The following is a 17,495-nucleotide window of genomic DNA, read 5'->3' as shown; positions in this document are numbered from 1 at the left end:
TGGGTCGCCGGCAGGTCGCCGGTCCGGCCGGACATCAGCGCCTCCTCGGCCGGAGCCCGTACGGGGTGGCGACGGCATGCGCGGCGGCCGCCTCCAGGCGGCGGGCCTCGCGGGCGATCCGGCGCTTCTGGGCGCGGGTCAGCTGCCCGGGCCGGCGGCCGCCGAGCACCCGTGCGGTGACGAAGAGGATCAGCACGACGCCCATCAGGGTCAGTCCGGCGGCGAAGCCGCGCGCGATCATGCCGTCGTAGGGCTGCTTGACGTAGTTCCAGATGTACAGCGGCAGCGAGACCTGGTGCTCCTCGAACGGGTTGCCGTTGAACTGCGAGGTGAAGCCGGAGGTGAGCAGGACCGGCGAGGTCTCGCCGACGCCGCGCGCCATGCCGAGCACCACGGCCGTCACCAGGCCGGGCCGGGCGGTCGGCAGCACCACGTTCCACACCGTCCGCCACTGGCTGCCGCCCAGCGCGTACGAGGCCTCGCGCAGGGTGCCCGGCACCAGCCTGATGACCACCTCGGCGGCCCGGGTGACGATCGGCATCATCATCACGGTGAGCGCCAGCGAGGCCGCGAAGCCGCTCTTCTCGAAGCCGAAGGTGATGATGACGACGCCGAGGATGAAGAGTCCGGCCACGATGGACGGCAGTGCGGTCATCGCCTCGACCAGGGTGCGCACCGGGCGGGCCATCCGGCCGCCGACCTCGGACATGAAGACCGCCGCGGCGATCCCCAGCGGAACGGCGAACAGCGTCGCCAGGCCCAGCTGTTCGAGCGAACCGACGACGGCGTTGAGGGCGCCGCCCGAGGTGATCGGGTTGAGCGGCCCGGTGTGCTCCATCGACTCGGTGAAGAAGTTGAGGTGCTGGGCGGCCTCGTAGCCGCGGCTCGCCACGTAGCCGATCTGGTCGACGATCAGGGCGACCACGAGCGCGCCGGAGCTCCAGGCGACCACGCCGACCAGGCGGTCCCGGACCATCATCCGGTTCCACTGCAGCCGACCGAGGCCGTAGTAGCCGAGCAGGAAGAGCAGGTACCAGCAGACCAGGAAGCCGAAGGCACCGCTGAACGGCAGGATCCGCTCGTACAGCATCCAGACCAGGCCGAGCGAGCCGGTCAGCGCGCCGGCCACGGTGAGGACGTCGTCGCGGGTGACGCCGCCGAGCCGGACCCGCTTCTCGGGCCGGGGCGGGGCGGGCGCCGCGGGCGCCGGGTCGCCGGCGGGCCCGGGCGCCGCGACCGGCGGCAGGTCGAGCGTGGTCATCGGGTGGTCCCTTCACGGTGGGTCTCGCGGTGGGTCGCGCGGGGTGCCCGCCGGTGCGGGTGGCGGTCCTGGTGACGGTCCCGGCGGTGGCTCGGTCGACGGCTCGGGTGGTGGCTCGGGTGGCGGCTCGGGCGACGGATCGGATGACGGTTCGTCATGGTCAGTCCGCCGTCGCCGAGCCGGAGCGGGACCGGTTGATCACGAAGCCGGCCGCCACGTTCACCAGCAGGGTGAGCGCGAACAGCACCAGTCCGGCCGCCATCAGCGCGGAGAGGGAGAGCCGGTCCGACTCGCCGAACCGCAGCGCGATCAGCGCGGAGATCGAGTTGGCGCCGTTCTCCAGCACGTGGGTGATGGCCTTGAAGTTCGGCGAGATGATCAGCGCGACGGCGATCGTCTCGCCCATCGCCCGGCCGAAGCCCAGCATCACCGCGCCGATCACCCCGCCGCGGCCGAACGGCAGCACCACGGTGCGGACCATCCCCCAGCGGGTGGAGCCCAGCGCGTAGGCGCCCTCCCGCTCGCCCTGCGGCGCCTGCGAGAAGACCTCCCGGCTGAGCGAGGTGATGATCGGGATGATCATCAGGGCGACCACCACGCCGGCGATGAAGGTGGACGAGGTGTACGAGGTCCCGATGTCACCGGTGCGCACCTTGAGGAAGGGGACGGTGTCGCCGAGGTGGTTGGCCAGCCAGCGGACGAACCCGATGATCCTCGGCTGCAGGAAGAACAGGCCCCACAGGCCGTAGACGATGCTGGGGATCGCCGCCATCAGGTCGACCAGCGAGATCAGCGCGGCCCGCAGCCGCACCGGCGCGTACTCGGCGATGAAGACGGCCGTGCCGAGCGCCACCGGGACGGCGATGACCAGCGCGATCACCGCGATCAGCAGGCCGTTGGGCAGGACGGCGGCGATGCCGAAGTTGTGGGCGGCGGTCTGCCACTTCTGCTCGGTCAGGAAGGACCAGCCGACGACCCGCAGGGCGTCGGTGCCGCGCAGCACCAGGAAGAAGGCGATCAGCCCCATGATCGCGAAGACCGAGAGGCCGGCCAGCCGCAGCACCCCGCGGAAGACCCGGTCGCCGGGGGTCGCGGGGGAGGTGACGGCGCGCGGGACGTCGGGGTCGGGGCGGCTGTCGCGGCGCGACGGTGCTCCGTCGTGCGGTGCCGCGGGCTCGGCGGCGGCTGTCATGGTCTGCTCTCCGTGCTCGGGAACGGGGTGCTCGGGAAGACGGCGCGCTCGGGAACGGCGCGCTCGGGAACGGCGCGCTCGGGAACGGCGCGCTCGGGGAACGCGCTCGGGGAACGCGCTCGGGGAACGGCGCGCTCGGAAACGGCGGATTCGACGAACGGCGTGCGCGGCGGGCCGCGGGCTCGGCGGGGCCGGGACGGCGGCCCCGCCGAGCACCGCGCGCCGCGGTCTCAGCCCCTGCGGCGCAGTCGCGCCCACTGGGCCCGCACACCGGCCAGGGCCTTGGCCCCCGCCGGGGTGCCGCCGAGGAACAGCGCGGCCGGTCCGCCGACCAGCAGCACCAGGCCGGCGATCAGGGCGACGGGCAGCAGCAGCCGGGCGGTGCCGGGCCGGTCGGGCGCGGGGGCGCCGGCCGCGACCGGGGCGGCGGCCAGCGGGCCGCCGGTGGCCGCGGGGGCGGCGCCCGGGGTGGCCTTGGCCGCCACCGGGGCGGAGGTGGCCGTGCCGCCGGCCGTCGCGGCGCTCCCGGTGCCGCCGGAACCGAGGCTGCTGCCGGTGCCCGTGGAGCCGGTCGTGGAAGCGATCGTCGAGCCGGTGGTGGAGCCGCTGCCGCCGGTGGCGTCCCCGGTGCCGGTCGCTCCACCGCTCCCCGTGGCGCCGGTGGCGCCGCCGTCGCCGGACTGGCCGGTGCCGCCGGTCGCCGCGGTGCCGCCCGCGGTGGTACCGCCCGTCGAGCCGGCGCCGGTGGCGGTCCCGCCGCCGTCGGGAGCGGTGGTCGGGGGCTTCGGCTCGGTGGTGGGCGCGGGCGGCGTCTGGTTGCCGGGGTAGCTGCCGTCCTGGGCCGAGACGTGCTTCACCGCGTCCTGGGCCTGGGCGAGCTGGGCCTGCGTCAGTCCGAGGAAGCCCGGTGCGAGCCGGCCGGGCTCGACGCCGTAGAGCTGGCCCCAGCCCGGGTCGGTGACCTTGCCGAGGAAGGTGGCCACGGCGGCGCTCTTCTCGGCGGACAGGCCCGCGGTGGGGACCATCGCGTACTGCACGGCGGTCAGCGGGTAGGCCCGCTGGTCCCGCGCGAAGTCGCTGCCGGCCTGCCCGTAGGGGAGGGTCTGGGTCCCGGTGAGGGCGTCGACCGGCATGTCCGCCACGGCGGCGGCGAAGCCGGACCGGTCGGGCTGGACGAAGCCGCCGGCCGGGTTCCTCAGCGCGGCCTCCGGCAGGCTGTAGGCCTGGGCCTGGCCGGCGTCCATGATGGCGAACAGCCGTCGGCTGCCCTGGGGTTGCGCCGGGCGCTTCTGGTAGTTGCCGTTGAGGATGTTGGAGGAGAGCGCCGTCATCCGGTTCTGCAGGATGGTCCGGGAGACGTCGACCAGACCGCCGAGGGTCGGGTTCCACTCCAGCTGCTTCCAGATGCCCGCGGCGTCCTTGCCGCCGGGGACGCCGGAGTTGTCCTGCCGCTGGAGCGCCTCGACCGGGTAGCCGGTGAACGCGGGCCGCAGGTAGAAGGTGTCGACGTGCATGCCCCACTGGTCGGGCGCGCCCTGCAGGAACTGGGCGGCGTCCGGGTCGGCGGCGATCCAGGAGGTCAGCTGGTAGGTGAGGTCGGTGGTGCCGCCGACCACGGTCGGGGTCAGCTCCTCCGGCGAACTGCAGTTCGGCCAGTGCAGGTTGGCGCTCTCGGGGTTGAGCGCGCGGAACTCCGGGTCGGCGAAGAGGCAGTTGGGGTTGCCCTCCACGGAGGGGATCACCGGGCCCAGCGCGGCGTACGACTGGGTGAGCATCTTGGCGAGCAGCCGGGCGTTCAGCTTCATGTCCCGGATCTGGCGGCCGGTGGTCGGGTCGTCGACCACGTACACCACGGAGATGCCGGTGCTCGCCAGCGGGGCGTAGACGTACGGGCGGGGCGCCGGCGAGCGGTCGGGCCGGGCGACCAGGGCGAGGTCGGTGCCGGTGCCGGCCAGGAAGTCGGCGCGGGCCTGCGGCTCGCCGGTGGCGATGATGTACTGCAGCGACATCGGGGAGCTGCCCAGGCAGAGCCCGGTCCGCCACTGCTGCATGGTCCGGTTGGCCATCTCCAGGCCGGCGGTGCTGAAGGACGCCTGCTGGACCTTGCAGTCGGCGGGCGCCGGGGCGAAGTCCAGCGGGACCACCACGTGGTTGCGCCAGGCGCACTGCTCGTTGGCGTTGTTCCCGGTGACCCAGTTCTCCACGCCCTGCATGACGCTGTCGGTCGCCGCGTAGAAGAAGAAGCCGTCGTCGTCGATCGCGTGGTTGTCGCAGTTCGGGACGCCGTTCTGCTCCTGGTGGAGGTCGAGCGGGTCCCCGCCGTAGTTGGGCTCGACGACGATCGAGCACTTGTGCTGCGCGTCGCAGCCCAGCGTGGGGGCCTGCTGGCCGGTGAGGATCTCGATCGAGGCGGCGCCGGAACCGTCCGGGCCGGTCGGGGCGATCACCGCGTTGGACGGGAAGTCGGGGGCGTTGCCCGCGGCCGGGAACTTCTGCTCGAAGCCCTTGTCCCGGTCACCGCCGTACAGGGTGCTGCCGTAGCAGTCGGTGATCGCCGGGTCCTCGCCGCGGCACTGGTAGATCCGGACGGGGTACATCGCCTTGTCCGAGTAGGGCTGGACGACCGTCACGGGCTCGCCGCCGGGCCGGCCGACCGTGGGGGTGAAGCCGCTCCAGGAGACCTGCACCACCTGGTTGGTCAGGTTGCCGGTCTGCGAGACCGTCACGCTGCCCTCGGGGCCGTAGCTGCCGCTGGCCGGCTGCCACACCTTGGGCCCCGTGACCGTGGTGGAGCCCGCCGCGTGCGCCTGCGGGGCGGTGCCCAGGCCGAGCGGCACCACCGCGATCGCCGCCACGACCGCCCAGACGAGGGTCAGCGCCGACAGGCGCCGGCTCCACCTCCCCCGGTGTCCGGGGTCGGGTTCGCGGATTCTCATGGCGGGCACCTCCGGGAATTGCGGCCGCCGCGGCGGCACGAGGGTCGGTCGCGCTGTGATCGATGGCTCCGGTGCGTACCATTCGGCCAGCCGGACATGGCCGGATCGGGTCGACCGGGTGTACGAGACCACAACGCGACGACTCCGCACCGGAGTTGGGAACTCCGAATGCGGACGGGCCCGCGCCGAGGCGCGGACCCGTCGACCTGCGGCGAAGCCGCCCCGAAACTGCCGGTCAGCTTCCCTGGGTGAAGGTCAGCGCGAGCGAGCCGACCGACTGTCCCTCGGTGAAGAAGCTCGTCCCGAGCTTGGCGTCGAGGTACTGCGCACCGGCCGCGTCCACCTGGAGGCTGGAGGCCGAGAGGTTCTGGGTGGTGCCGGTCCGGCCGATCACGTTGTCGCCCGCCGGGTCCAGCAGCGCGACGGGCGTGGTGCCGCCGACCGGGACGGCGTTGATCTGCCAGGTGTCGACGTGGAAGTCCAGCTGCTTGAACGTCACGCTCTTGCCGTTGGCGAGGTTGACGAAGAGCAGGCCGCCACCGAGGTTCACGTCCCCGTAGAACTGCGGGATGTTCGCGGCGCCGCCGGTCACCGGGAAGGTGGTGGTGAGGCCGGTGGTGCTGTCGTAGGCCGGCGCCGCCGGCTGCAGCGGGACGACCAGGATGCCCTTGAGGGCGGCCTGGGCCAGGAAGGTGGCGTCGTTGGTGATCACCGCGCTGCCGGTGGACGGCGTGGCCGCGTCGGCGGCGGCCGCACCGCTCAGGCCGGTCACGGTGAGGACGACGGCGGCGCCGGCTGCGGCCAGGCGTGCGCGCGATCTTGCCATGCGGAGCTCCTTGGGAGAGGTGGTGTGGCTGTCGGTGCGGCCGGCGGCCACGGGCGCGGGGCCCGTGGCCGCCGGGTGGAGCGGGACGGCTCAGGAGTGGGTGGCGCTACCGCAGGCGAAGGACGGCAGCGGCAGGAAGCCGTAGCTCTTGATGTCCGCGGAGCCGCTCTTGCAGATCCAGCCGGTCGGGCCGAAGATCGCGCGCAGGGCGGTGCCGTGGGTGTCGGTGGCGATCCACTCGGCGTGGCGCACGACGTTGTAGACCACGCGGCCGTACGCGGTGGCGGCGTAGCTGGAGCTGATGACCTTGTTCACGGTGTCGACCGGGGCGATGCCGTTCACGCTGCGGATGGTCAGCGGGCCCTGGACGTCGGAGCCGCTGCCCTTGCCGAAGTACACCTGGCCGATGTAGTGGGCGACGGAGTAGGGCACCAGGATGTCGGCGTCGTTGAGGACCGGGTCGGAGCCCTGGTTCTCCTGGACACCGGTGGTGACGCAGGCGCCCGGGGTGACGGCGGTGCCGCCGCCGATGGCCTGCAGGAAGAAGGAGCGGGTGCCGGAGCTGGCCTGCGGCAGCTGGGGCTTGATGGTGGCGGAGGAGAGCGACGGGTCGATCTGGTTCCACTTGGTGACGGCGCAGGTGTAGATGTCCTTCAGGTTGGCCGTCGTCAGGTTGGCCGGCGCGTGGCCGCCGGTGCCCAGGGCCGCCCAGGAGACCGCGTCCTTCGCGTAGGCGATGAAGTCGTCGGTGGTCGGGTCGGTGGCCGCCGGGCCGCGCGAGGAGCGGGCGAAGTCGACCGTGGCGCTGGTGTTGGTGTTCAGCGCGGTGATGCCGGCGCCGGAGCCGTTCGGGCGGGCGATGGAGGTGGCGCCCGTCTTGGTGGTGATCGGCGAGGTGCCGGTGGCGTCCCAGCTGTAGAGCCGCGGCGCGGTGGTGCCGGCCACCGTCGCGTTGTAGTCGGTGGAGAACTGGTTCAGCAGCGCCTGGGTGGTGTCCGAGCCGACGCCGACGATGTCCTGCGCGGCCGGCAGCGAGGCCGGGTCGGCCAGGGCGGTGCCGCTGGCGACGGTGGCCAGGGAGGTCGCGAGGGCGGCGACGGTGAGCAGCTTGGCAGCGGTCTTACGCATGTTTCTCTTCCTCCGGTGGGAGAGACGTCCATCGCGTGACCCGGACTCCGGTGGGAGTGCGGGGCCGGTGGCCGCGTCCGCGGCGGCCGCTCCGGCAGTGCCGATCCTGTCCGGCGGGCAGGTTCCGCCGGAAGGGCGGTCGAGGGCGGGTCGGGAATGTCGACTCATCGCTTCGACGAGGTTTAGCCACTGGTCAGGAGGCTCGCGGTGGACCGGTGACGGGTGCCCCGGCGGCCGGTGACGTTCTTCTCCAGGTGGCGGCTCGGGGTGTTGCCGGATACCTGCGCTTTACCGGACTGCACGTGCGGACCGGCCGGGCACGGCCTACAGCGGCCAGCGGGCGTCCCGCCCGGCGCGCCGCGACTCCTGCCCGAGCCACTGGAGTCCGGCCAGGAAGCCCTCCACGCCGGCCTGGCACTGGTCGCGCCGGAGGTACCCGCGCGCGCTGCGGGCGACCGGAGCGGGTTCGACGGCGGCCCGCCGGGTGCTGCGCACCGGCAGGTGGGCGGACCACGCCCACTGGCGGCCCTCGGACTGGACGACCGAGCACCGCAGTGCGGCCCGTTCGATGAGCAGTTCCCGTACCGCCTCGGCGAGTTCCTCCTCGCTGCGGTAGGTGCGCACGCCGACGCCGAGCGGCCGGCCGTTGGCGGCGCGCAGCGCCCAGCCGAGGCAGCGGTCGGGTGCGGGGACGATCAGCAGCCGCGGACCGCGCCGCTCAGCGGCCATCGGGGCGTCTCAACGGCACCGTCTTCGAGGGGAGTTCGCGGGGCGGTAGCTCGCGCGCGGGTTGTTTGGCGAGCAGCACGACGAAGCGCCGGAAGGCGTTCTGACAGGTGGCGTACCGCTCGTACGCGCGGCTGGAGCGCACCTCCGGGAGGGTGCGCGAACCGGGGATGACCCAGATCCAGCCGATGCCGTCCCGGACGTGGGTGATCCGCGCGGTGAGCTCGGCGGCGCCCGCCCGCAGCCCGTCGAAGCCGCGCTCGGCCTCGCCGGGCGTGTCGAACGCGGCCGGGGTGATCGCCACCACCCGCCCGTTCGGCGCCTTCAACTGCCAGCGGTACCGACCGTCCGGGGCTCGCTCGGCCCTGAACCCGCCTCGATGTGCCCCTGCTGCGGTGTGACCGCGGCCCGACGCGTCCACTGCTCCCCCGTCCGGTTTCCCCTCCGAGACGGGAGCAAAGCTATGTGTGCACACAGACCCACGGAAAGCCCAAAACGTTCACAACTTGCGCTGTTGGTCGGGAAGTTCTCCCTCGTTTAACTTTCACCCGCCGGCGGGGTGAGGGTGGTGCGCCCGGGCCGGGAGGGGCCCCGGAGCACCCCCGGGGCGACCCGCAAGCGGAACCGGAAACGACCGCTCCAGGGTGCGGAACCGGTCAGAACCGGGCCGTCCAGCGGACCCTGGTGCCCTTCCCGTGCGGCCCGGCCTCGTGCCAGGCGTCCCCGCCGAGCGCCTCGGCCCGCCGGGTCAGGTTGCGCAGGCCGCTGCGCCGGCCGCCCTCCGGGATGCCGACGCCGTCGTCGGTCACGGTGAGCAGCACCCCCGGCCGGCCGGCCCGCTCCAGCGACTCCGGATCGCCGCCGACCGGCCGGCCGGTGTCGCCCAGGTGCACGGTCGCGTCGATCTCCACCCCGACCCGGGAGGCCCGCGCGTGCCGGGCCGTGTTGGAGAGCATCTCCCGCAGTGCGGCGAGGAGTTGACGGCCGGTCCGCTCGCCCACCAGGCTCTCCACCGGCCCGACGAAGCTCACCGAGGGCTTGAACCCGAGCGCCGCCGCGGCCTGGCTGGCCTCCCGGATCACCCGGGTGCGCAGGGTGTCCGGGGCGTCCCCGTGGTTGTCGTGCTGGAGCGCGTAGATGGTGGTGCGGACCTCCTGGATGGTCGCGTCCAGCTCGTCCACCGCGTTGCCGATGCCGACCTTCACCTCCGGGACGACGGACCTGCGGGCCGCGCTCTCCAGCATCATCCCGGTCGCGAACAGCCGTTGGATCACCAGGTCGTGCAGGTCCCGGGCGATCCGGTCGCGGTCCTGGAAGACGGCCAGGCGCTGCTGGTCGCGCTGGCCCTCCGCGAGCCGCAGGGCCAGCGCGGCCTGCGAGGCGAAGGTCTCGGCGAGCTGCTTCTCGGCGTCGGTGAACGGCAGCGCACCGCGCGGACGCCAGACGCAGAGCCCGCCGAGCACCCGGCCCGCGGCGACCATCGGGACGGCCATGGACGGGCCGAACCCGCGGGCGACCCGGATCACCACCGTCGGATCGCTGGACATGTCGTCCAGGTAGACGCTCTCCCCGGCGAGCAGCCGGGCCGCGAGGCCGCCCTCGGGCAGCAGCTCGCCGCGGACGAACTCGGCGGCCTCGCCGGAGGCGTGGGCGACCCGCATCTGACCGTCGCCCGGCCGGCCGTCGCCGCCCTCCACCGGGCCGGTCGGCAGCAGGATCATGCCGAGCGCGGCGTCCGCCAGCTCCCGCACCTGTTCGGCGGCGACGGTCAGCGCGGTCTCGGCCTGGTCGGTGGAGAGCAGCGCGGTGGTGACGGCGGCGGCGCCGGCGATCCACCGCTCCCGCCGCCGGCCCTCCTCGTACAGCCGCGAGTTCTCGATCGCCACGCCGGCCGCGGCGGCGAGGGCGTGGACCACCTGCTCGTCCTCGGGGGTGAAGGCGCCGCCGCCCAGCTTCTCGGTGAGGTAGAGGTTGCCGAACACCTCGTCGCGGATCCGGATCGGCTCGCCGAGGAAGGTCTTCATCTCCGGGTGGTGCGGCGGGAAGCCGGAGGAGCGCGGGTCCGCGCCGAGGTCGGTGAGGCGCAGCGGTTCGGGGCGGTCGATGAGCGCGCCGAGGATGCCGCGGCCGGCCGGGAGTTCGCCGATGGCGGCGGCGGTGGCGTCGTCGACGCCGACGTGGATGAAGTCGGCCAGGCCGGTGCCGCCGGGGGCGATCACGCCGAGCGCCGCGTAGCGGGCGTCGACGAGCTCGGCGGCGCCGGTGGCGATCCGGTGCAGGGTGGCGTGCAGGTCGAGCCCCGCCCCGATCGAGACCACCGCCTCCAGCAGCCGCTGCATCCGGTCGGTCACCGCGGCGGCCGACTGGAGGCGTTCCGCGACCTCGGTGACCAGCGTGTCCAGGCCGAGCGAGGCGATCTCGGGCACCCGGTGGGGGGTCGGCTCGGGGGCGGCCGCGGGGAGGTCTGGCGTGGGGTCCATGAAGAAGAGCCTAGTTTGTACGGTTTTCAGCCGAAGGACGGCACGACGGCGGTCAGGACCCCACCGGCTCCAGCAGCCCGTCCGCCTCCCGCTCCCGCCGCCACATCGCGTGCAGCCGCCCGTCCCGGTCCGCGAGCAGCTCCGACCAGCGGCCCCGCTCGGCGACCCGGCCGCCGTCCAGCACCAGCACCTCGTCCACCGTCGTGTCGTCCAGCCCGGCCAGCCGGTGGGTGATCAGCACGGTGCTGCGCCCCGCGGTGGCGGCCAGCAGGTCGGCGGTGAGCGCGTCGGCGGTGGGCAGGTCGAGGTGCTCGGCGGGCTCGTCCAGGACGAGCACCGGGAAGTCCGCCAGCAGGGCCCGGGCCAGTGCCAGTCGCTGCCGCTGGCCGCCGGAGAGCCGGGCGCCGTGCTCGCCGACCATGGTGTCCAGGCCCTGCGGCAGGCGCTCCGTCCAGTCCAGCAGGCGGGCGGCGGCGAGCGCGGCGCGCAGCTCGTCCTCGCCGGCGCCCGGGCGGGCGAGACGCAGGTTCTCCCGCAGCGAGCTGTCGAAGACGTGGGCGTTCTGCGCGCAGAGCCCGATCACCCGGCGGACGTCCTCACCGGCGAGCGCGCGGCCGTCCACCGCCTCCGGGCGGCCGGCGGCGAAGGTGACGGCGCCCTCGCCCGGCTCCAGGAACCGCAGCAGCGCCTGGGCCAGGCTGGTCTTGCCGGAGCCGGAGGGGCCGACCACGGCGATCCGGCGCCCGGGGGACAGGTCGAGGTCCACCCCGGCGAGCGCGTCCGCCGCCTGCCCGGGGTGCCGGACGGTCAGCCCGCGCACCACGACCGGCAGCGGGTGCTCCGGCAGCGCGACGGGCTCGGCCGGCTCGGCCACCGCGGCCTCGGCCTGCAGCACCTCGTCGAGCCGGGCCCGCGCGGCCCGGCTGCGCTGACGGGCCTGGACGGCCTGCGGCATCCCGGTGACCGCCTCGAAGGCGGCCAGCGGGGTGAGCACCACGACGGCCAGGCAGACCGGCGCCAGCGCGCCCGCGCGCACCCCCTGGACGCCGACCGCGGCCGCGGCGGCCACCGTCAGCCCGGTGAGCAGTGCGATCAGCCCGGTGCCGAGCGCCGTGGTGGCGGCGGAGCGGGCGGCCAGCCGGGTGAGCGCGGCGTCGGCGGCCCGGACGGCGGCGAGCCGACCGGGCAGCGCACCGGCGACGGTGAGTTCGGCGGTGCCCGTGAGGGCGTCGACGACGGCGGTGGCGAGCCGGCCGCGGGCCGGGGCCTGCCGTCGTTCGGCGCCGGCCGACCAGCGGGCGGCGAGGGCCGGCACCAGCACGCCCGCGAGCAGCAGGCCGAGCCCGAGCACCGCCCCGGCGGCGGGCAGGAACGCGCCCATCGCCACCACGGCGGCCAGCGAGACCGTGCCGGCCACCGCGGCCGGCAGCCGCCACCTCAGGTAGTGGTCCTGGACGGCGTCGACGTCGGCGACCAGCCGGGAGAGCAGGTCGCCGCGCCGGAAGGCGGGCAGCCCGGCCGGGGCGAGCACGGTCAGCCGCCGGTAGACGGCGGCCCGCAGGGTGCCGAGGGTGCGCAGCACGGCGTCGTGCGAGACGAGCCGCTCGGCGTAGCGGAAGACGCTGCGGCCGATCCCGAAGGCCCGTACGGAGGTGACGGCCATCATCAGGTAGAGCACCGGCGGCATCTGGGAGGCCCGGGAGATCAGGTAGCCGGAGGTGGCCATCAGGGCCACGGCGCAGCCGAGGGCGAGCGCGCCGAGCAGGACGGCGAGCGCCAGCCGGGGCGTGGCGCTCGCCGGGGCCGCGGGCTCCTCGTCCGGGGCCGGGGCGCCGGTCGGCCGGCCGCTGTGCGCGAGCGGGGCGGGCGCCGGGGCGGGTTCCCCGTCGCCGGGCGGCCCGGCGACGGGGCCCGCCAGCCGGACCCGCTCGTCCGCGACGGCCAGCAGGGCCGGCCGGTGCGCGACCACCAGCACGGTGCGGCGCCGGTCCTCGGCGAGCCCCCGCACGGCGTCCACGACGGCGGCCTCGGAGGCGCCGTCCAGGTTGGCGGTGGGCTCGTCCAGGAGGACCAGGGGGCGGTCGTCGGCGAGCAGCACCCGGGCGAGCGCGAGCCGCTGCCGCTGTCCGGCGGAGAGCCCGGCGCCGTCCTCGCCGAGGGGCGCGTCCAGGCGGGTGACGAAGTCGAGCGCGTGCGCGGCCCGCAGGGCCTGCCAGAGCTGCTCGTCGTCGGCGTCCGGGCGGTGGAGCCTGAGGTTCTCGGCGACGGTGCCGGCGAACAGGTGCGGGTGCTGCGGCACCCAGGCGATCTGCCGCCGCCAGCCGTCCGGGTCCAGCTCGGCGAGGTCGTGGTCGCGCCCGTCGGCGGCGGTGATCCGCACGGTGCCGGCGTCCGGCGCGGTGAGGCCGAGCAGGACGGCGACCAGGGTGGACTTGCCGGCCCCGCTCGGCCCGGTGAGGGCGGTGGTGGTGCCCGGGCGCAGGGTGAGGGCGGCGCCGTCCAGCGCGGGCTCGGTCCGGCCGGGGTGGCGGACGACCAGGCCGCGGGCGGTGATGACGGCACCGGTGAGGTCGGGCGCGGGCCGCGTGCCGGCCGCGGGCGGCGGGGTCTCCAGCACCCGGAAGATCTCGTCGGCGGCCGTCAGCCCCTCGACGCTGGAGTGGTAGAGCGCGCCGACCTGGCGGATCGGGAAGTAGACCTCGGGGGCGAGGACCAGGATCATCAGCCCGGTCTCCAGGTCGAGCGTGCCGTCGACCAGCCGGAAGCCGACGGTGACCGCGACCAGGGCCACCGAGAGGGTGGCGAGCAGCTCCAGCGCGAAGGAGGAGACGAAGGCGATCCGCAGGGTGCGCAGGGTGGCCCGGCGGTAGTCGGCGGTGATCCGGGCGATGGTGGCGGCCTGGGTGCGGGCCCGGTTGAACACCTTGAGGGTGGGCAGCCCGGCCACCACGTCGAGGAAGTGGTGCGAGAGCCGGGCCAGGGTGTCCCACTGCCGGTCCATCCGGGCCTGGGTGGCCATCCCGATCAGCGCCATGAACAGCGGGATCAGCGGCAGCGTCGCGGCGATGATCGCGGCCGAGGCCGGGTCGGCGCCGACGATCCGCAGCAGCACGATCACCGGGACGACCACGGCGAGCGCCAGTTGCGGCAGGTAGCGGGAGAAGTAGTCGTCCAGCGCGTCGACGCCGCGGGTGGCGAGGGTGGTGAGCTCGCCGGTGCGCCGGCCCGCCAGGTAGGCCGGGCCGAGCGCGGTGGCGTGGTCGAGCAGCCGGCGCCGCAGGGTGGACTTCACCCGGGCGACGGACCGGTGCGCGGTGAGCTCGGTGAGCCAGCCGACCAGCCCGCGCCCGACGGCCGTCAGCACGAGCAGCAGCAGCGGCGCGGTCAGCTCGCCGGTGGTCGCGCCGCGCTGGAAGCCGCGGACGACGATCTCGGCGATCAGACCGGCCTGCGCGACCACCAGGGCCGCGCCCGCCGCGCCGAGCAGGACCGATCCGGCGAGGAAGGCCCGGGTGGTGCGGGCCTGGGCGAGCAGTCGGGGGTCGACCGGCTTCACGGCGTCACACCTGTTCGGGCGCGGCGGCCGGGGCGTGCCCGGGGATGTGCTGGACGCCGATGCGCTTGCGGAACACCCAGTACGTCCAGCCCTGGTAGAGCAGCACGAGCGGGGTGAACACCGCGGCCACCACGGTCATCAGCTTCAGCGTGTACGGCGAGGAGGCCGCGTTGCCCACGGTCAGGCTCCACCCGTCGTTCAGGGTCGACGGCATGACGTTCGGGAAGAGCGCCAGGAAGAGCATCCCGACGGCGGCCACGATGGTCGCCCCGGAGAGGACGAACGCCCAGCCCTCGCGGCCCAGCCGGGTGGCCACCAGGGCGCCGACCAGCGCCAGCACGGCCGCCACCAGGGCCACCAGGCTGCGGCCGTTGCCGCTGTCGCCCTGCGTCCAGACCAGGAAGACCAGCGCCAGCACCGCGGCGGCCAGGCCGGTCCGCAGCGCGGCCGCCCTGGCCCGCTCGCGGATCCCGCCGACGGTCTTCAGCGCCGCGAACACCGCACCGTGGAAGGTGAACAGGCTGAGCGTGACCAGGCCGCCGAGGATCGCGTACGGGTTGAGCAGGTCCCAGAAGGTGCCGACGTAGTTCTTCTGCGCGTCGATGTCGACGCCGCGCACGATGTTGGCGAAGGCCACCCCCCACAGGAAGGCCGGGATCAGCGACGTCCAGAAGATCGCCTCCTCCCAGTTCCGCTGCCAGCGGGCGCCCTCGCGCTTGGCCCGGTACTCGAAGGCCACGCCGCGCACGATCAGGCAGACCAGGATGACCAGCAGCGGGACGTAGAAGCCGCTGAACAGCGTCGCGTACCAGTCCGGGAACGCCGCGAAGGTGGCCCCGCCGGCGGTCAGCAGCCAGACCTCGTTGCCGTCCCAGACCGGGCCGATGGTGTTGATCAGCACCCGCCGTTCGGCGGTGTCGCGGGCGAGCGGCTTGGTGAGGATGCCGATCCCGAAGTCGAAGCCCTCCAGGAAGAAGTAGCCGATCCACAGGACCGCGATCAGTACGAACCAGACGTCGTGGAGTTGCATGTCAGATCCCCTGTGGTCCTCAGTAGGCGAAGGCGAGAGGCTTGTCGGCCTCGTCGTCCGCGGACGGGCCGCGCAGCGACGGGTCCTTCGCGGGCGGCTGCTCGGTCACCACCGGCCCGGCCTTGGCGTACTTGACCAGCAGCCGGACCTCGACGACGGCGAGGATCGCGTAGAGCACGGTGAAGGTGGTGAGGGCGCCGATCTGGGTGCCGACCCCGACGTTGGGGGAGACCGCGTTCGCTGTGGTCATCAGGCCGAAGACGGCCCAGGGCTGACGGCCCATCTCGGTGAAGATCCAGCCGAAGCTGTTGGCGATCAGCGGGAACCCCATGGTCAGGATGCCGATCCGCCAGCTCCACTTGGTGAGGAACGGCCCCAGCTCCCGCCCGGGGGTGAGCATCAGCCGCGGGACCTCGGTGTCGCCGGTGCGGAACTCCGGCCGCAGGAACAGCCTGCGGCGGGTGGTCCAGAGTCCGATCACGCCGGCCACGAAGGAGGTCATCCCGAAGCCGATCATGAGGCGGAAGCCCCAGTAGGTGACGAAGATGCTCGGGATGTAGTCCTTGGGGTCGCCCCCGTACCTGGCGGCCTCGGCGGCCGCGGTGTCGTTGATGCCGGGGACGGAGGAGTTGAAGTCGCTGTGGGCGAGGAAGGACAGTATCCCGGGGACCTCCAGCTCGACCGAGTTGTGGCCCTTGCTCACGTCGCCGACCGCGAAGATCGAGAACGGCGCCGGCGACTGGGTGTCCCAGAGCGCCTCGGCGGCGGCCATCTTCATCGGCTGCTGCTCGAACATCACCTTGGCGAGCGAGTCGCCGCTGAGCGCGGTGCCGGCGCCGAAGACCACGGCGAGCACCAGGCCGAGCCGCAGCGAGGTGCGCATCACGGCGGTCCTCTTCGGGTCGGCGCCCTCGGGCCGGCGCTTGGCCCGCCAGAGGTGGAAGGAGGCGATGCCGACCACGAAGGCGGCCCCGGTGAGGAAGGCGGCGGTCAGGGTGTGCGCCACCACGGTCAGGGTGGTGTTCTGGAACAGGACCTTGGTGATGTCGGTGAGCTGCGCCTTGCCGGTGGCCGGGTCGATCGTGTAGCCGACGGGGTGCTGCATCCAGGAGTTGGCCGCGAGGATGAAGTAGGCGGAGAGCACGGTGCCCAGCGCGACCATCCAGATGCAGGCGCAGTGCAGCTTCTTCGGCAGCTTGTCCCAGCCGAAGATCCACAGGCCGATGAAGGTGGACTCGAAGAAGAAGGCGATCAGCGCCTCCATCGCGAGCGGGGCGCCGAAGACGTCTCCCACGAACCTGGAGTAGTCGGACCAGTTCATGCCGAACTGGAACTCCTGCACGATGCCGGTGACCACGCCCATCGCGATGTTGATCAGGAAGAGCTTCCCCCAGAACTTCGTGGCGTGGAAGTACTTCTCCTTGTCCGTCCGCACCCAGGCCGTCTCCAGGCCGGCCACGATGGCGGCCAGGCTGATGGTGAGCGGGACGAAGAGGAAGTGGTAGACGGTGGTGATGCCGAATTGCCATCGCGCGATGGTCTCGTGAGCGATTGCCAGTTCCACGTCGCCCTCTCTCCAACCTGCCCCGCGGGGCGCGTTTCGGACAAACTTCATCTATAGCTGCAGACCGGTATCCGGCCACGCAAGCTTGCCCGCTTGTGAACGTGAACACGTTCACAAGGAGCAGTATCCATCATGCTTACGGATGAATCGCAGGCGGGGTGGGGTTCGGACCGGCGATACCGTGCGTGGTGGAGCGTGGCGGTGCGCACAGTCTGCGGACACGCCCGCGGCGGCGACAACGAACGCCCGGGCAGATGCCGGCGCGGTCTTGGCCGATCCGGCGCTTGACAGCGCGGTGCCCGCGCCGGACCGGACGGCGCGGGCACCGCGGTCGACCGGCGCGGCGGGTCGGCCGGCGCGGCGGGTCGGCCGGCGCGGCGGTCAGCGGTCAGCGGACCCGATCCGCCGGGCGCGGCCCGCGGGGACGTCCTGCACGTCTCGCTCTGCCTCTCCCGCGCCGTCGGCGTCCTGGTCCAGGCACCGCACGCGCACGACCGGCGCTGGTGCCTGAACGAGAAGGGCGCCCTCGCCGCCACCCCGCCCTGGTTCCGCGACCGCGCCGCGGCCCTGCTCGCCGCCCCCGGCGCCGACCCGGCGGCGCTGGCCGCCACCGTCACGGCGGCCGGCGCCCTGGCCGCCGACACCGCGGCGGCGCTCCGGGAGGACGCCCTCCCGGACCAGGGTCCGGTCGACACGCCCTAAGAGGGTGTTCGATAGGGGATTCCCCCCAACTGTCCGGCTTTGATCGAGGTAGCACGGACTCGATTCCAGGATCTCGTGGCGGTCGGGTCCGTGT

General features: G+C 73.8%; 11 protein-coding genes. All 11 read right to left on the bottom strand.

From position 1 onward, the window contains the following. Positions 1-34: 34 nt before the first annotated feature. On the bottom strand, positions 35-1,261 hold the full coding sequence (gene pstA / locus ACIRS1_RS32595; RefSeq protein ID WP_360211922.1) for a phosphate ABC transporter permease PstA: 1,227 nt from the start codon (positions 1,259-1,261) through the stop codon (positions 35-37). Between the two features lie 160 nt (positions 1,262-1,421). Further along, positions 1,422-2,453 carry a phosphate ABC transporter permease subunit PstC gene (gene pstC, locus ACIRS1_RS32590; protein ID WP_402845706.1) on the bottom strand — a complete coding sequence of 344 codons (1,032 nt, stop codon included), beginning with the start codon at positions 2,451-2,453 and terminating at the stop codon, positions 1,422-1,424. Between the two features lie 230 nt (positions 2,454-2,683). Then, positions 2,684-5,389 (bottom strand): hypothetical protein, encoded by a 2,706-nt coding sequence (locus tag ACIRS1_RS32585; RefSeq protein WP_402845705.1) that lies wholly within the window; start codon positions 5,387-5,389, stop codon positions 2,684-2,686. Positions 5,390-5,624: 235 nt separating this feature from the next. After that, a complete protein-coding gene (locus tag ACIRS1_RS32580) occupies positions 5,625-6,215 on the bottom strand; it encodes a hypothetical protein (RefSeq protein WP_360211928.1) in 591 nt (196 codons plus the stop codon). Between the two features lie 90 nt (positions 6,216-6,305). Next, a complete protein-coding gene (locus ACIRS1_RS32575) occupies positions 6,306-7,343 on the bottom strand; it encodes a PstS family phosphate ABC transporter substrate-binding protein (protein ID WP_387905097.1) in 1,038 nt (345 codons plus the stop codon). A gap of 324 nt (positions 7,344-7,667) precedes the next feature. Beyond that, positions 7,668-8,072, bottom strand: coding sequence for a hypothetical protein (locus ACIRS1_RS32570; RefSeq protein WP_360211932.1), 405 nt, complete (start codon positions 8,070-8,072; stop codon positions 7,668-7,670). Continuing rightward, positions 8,062-8,397 (bottom strand): hypothetical protein, encoded by a 336-nt coding sequence (locus tag ACIRS1_RS32565; protein WP_360211934.1) that lies wholly within the window; start codon positions 8,395-8,397, stop codon positions 8,062-8,064. The genes ACIRS1_RS32570 and ACIRS1_RS32565 overlap by 11 nt, the downstream gene beginning before the upstream one ends. 328 nt (positions 8,398-8,725) lie before the next feature. Next, positions 8,726-10,549 (bottom strand): GAF domain-containing protein, encoded by a 1,824-nt coding sequence (locus ACIRS1_RS32560; RefSeq protein WP_402845704.1) that lies wholly within the window; start codon positions 10,547-10,549, stop codon positions 8,726-8,728. 52 nt (positions 10,550-10,601) lie between these two features. Continuing rightward, positions 10,602-14,105, bottom strand: a complete 3,504-nt coding sequence (gene cydD, locus ACIRS1_RS32555; RefSeq protein WP_402845703.1) for a thiol reductant ABC exporter subunit CydD — start codon at positions 14,103-14,105, stop codon at positions 10,602-10,604. 4 nt (positions 14,106-14,109) lie between these two features. Beyond that, entirely contained in the window at positions 14,110-15,135 is a 1,026-nt protein-coding gene (cydB, locus tag ACIRS1_RS32550; RefSeq protein ID WP_360211940.1) for a cytochrome d ubiquinol oxidase subunit II, read from the bottom strand. 19 nt (positions 15,136-15,154) lie between these two features. Continuing rightward, the gene (locus tag ACIRS1_RS32545; RefSeq protein ID WP_360211942.1) at positions 15,155-16,699 is read right to left on the bottom strand and encodes a cytochrome ubiquinol oxidase subunit I; all 1,545 of its coding nucleotides are present in this window, start codon (positions 16,697-16,699) and stop codon (positions 15,155-15,157) included. Between the last annotated feature and the right edge of the window lie 796 nt (positions 16,700-17,495).

Source organism: Kitasatospora sp. NPDC101176 (genome assembly GCF_044768035.1).
Taxonomy (GTDB): domain Bacteria; phylum Actinomycetota; class Actinomycetes; order Streptomycetales; family Streptomycetaceae; genus Kitasatospora.
Note: the sequence above shows the minus strand (reverse complement) of the source record. Positions and strands in the feature narration are given on the sequence as shown.

Bases quoted from the DNA above. Each gene is read 5' to 3' on its own strand.
- pstC (WP_402845706.1), bottom strand. From the start codon at position 2,453: ATGACAGCCGCCGCCGAGCCCGCGGCACCGCACGACGGAGCACCGTCG.
- ACIRS1_RS32570 (WP_360211932.1), bottom strand. From the start codon at position 8,072: ATGGCCGCTGAGCGGCGCGGTCCGCGGCTGCTGATCGTCCCCGCACCC.
- cydB (WP_360211940.1), bottom strand. From the start codon at position 15,135: ATGCAACTCCACGACGTCTGGTTCGTACTGATCGCGGTCCTGTGGATC.
- pstA (WP_360211922.1), bottom strand. From the start codon at position 1,261: ATGACCACGCTCGACCTGCCGCCGGTCGCGGCGCCCGGGCCCGCCGGC.
- ACIRS1_RS32585 (WP_402845705.1), bottom strand. From the start codon at position 5,389: ATGAGAATCCGCGAACCCGACCCCGGACACCGGGGGAGGTGGAGCCGG.
- ACIRS1_RS32560 (WP_402845704.1), bottom strand. From the start codon at position 10,549: ATGGACCCCACGCCAGACCTCCCCGCGGCCGCCCCCGAGCCGACCCCC.
- ACIRS1_RS32580 (WP_360211928.1), bottom strand. From the start codon at position 6,215: ATGGCAAGATCGCGCGCACGCCTGGCCGCAGCCGGCGCCGCCGTCGTC.
- ACIRS1_RS32575 (WP_387905097.1), bottom strand. From the start codon at position 7,343: ATGCGTAAGACCGCTGCCAAGCTGCTCACCGTCGCCGCCCTCGCGACC.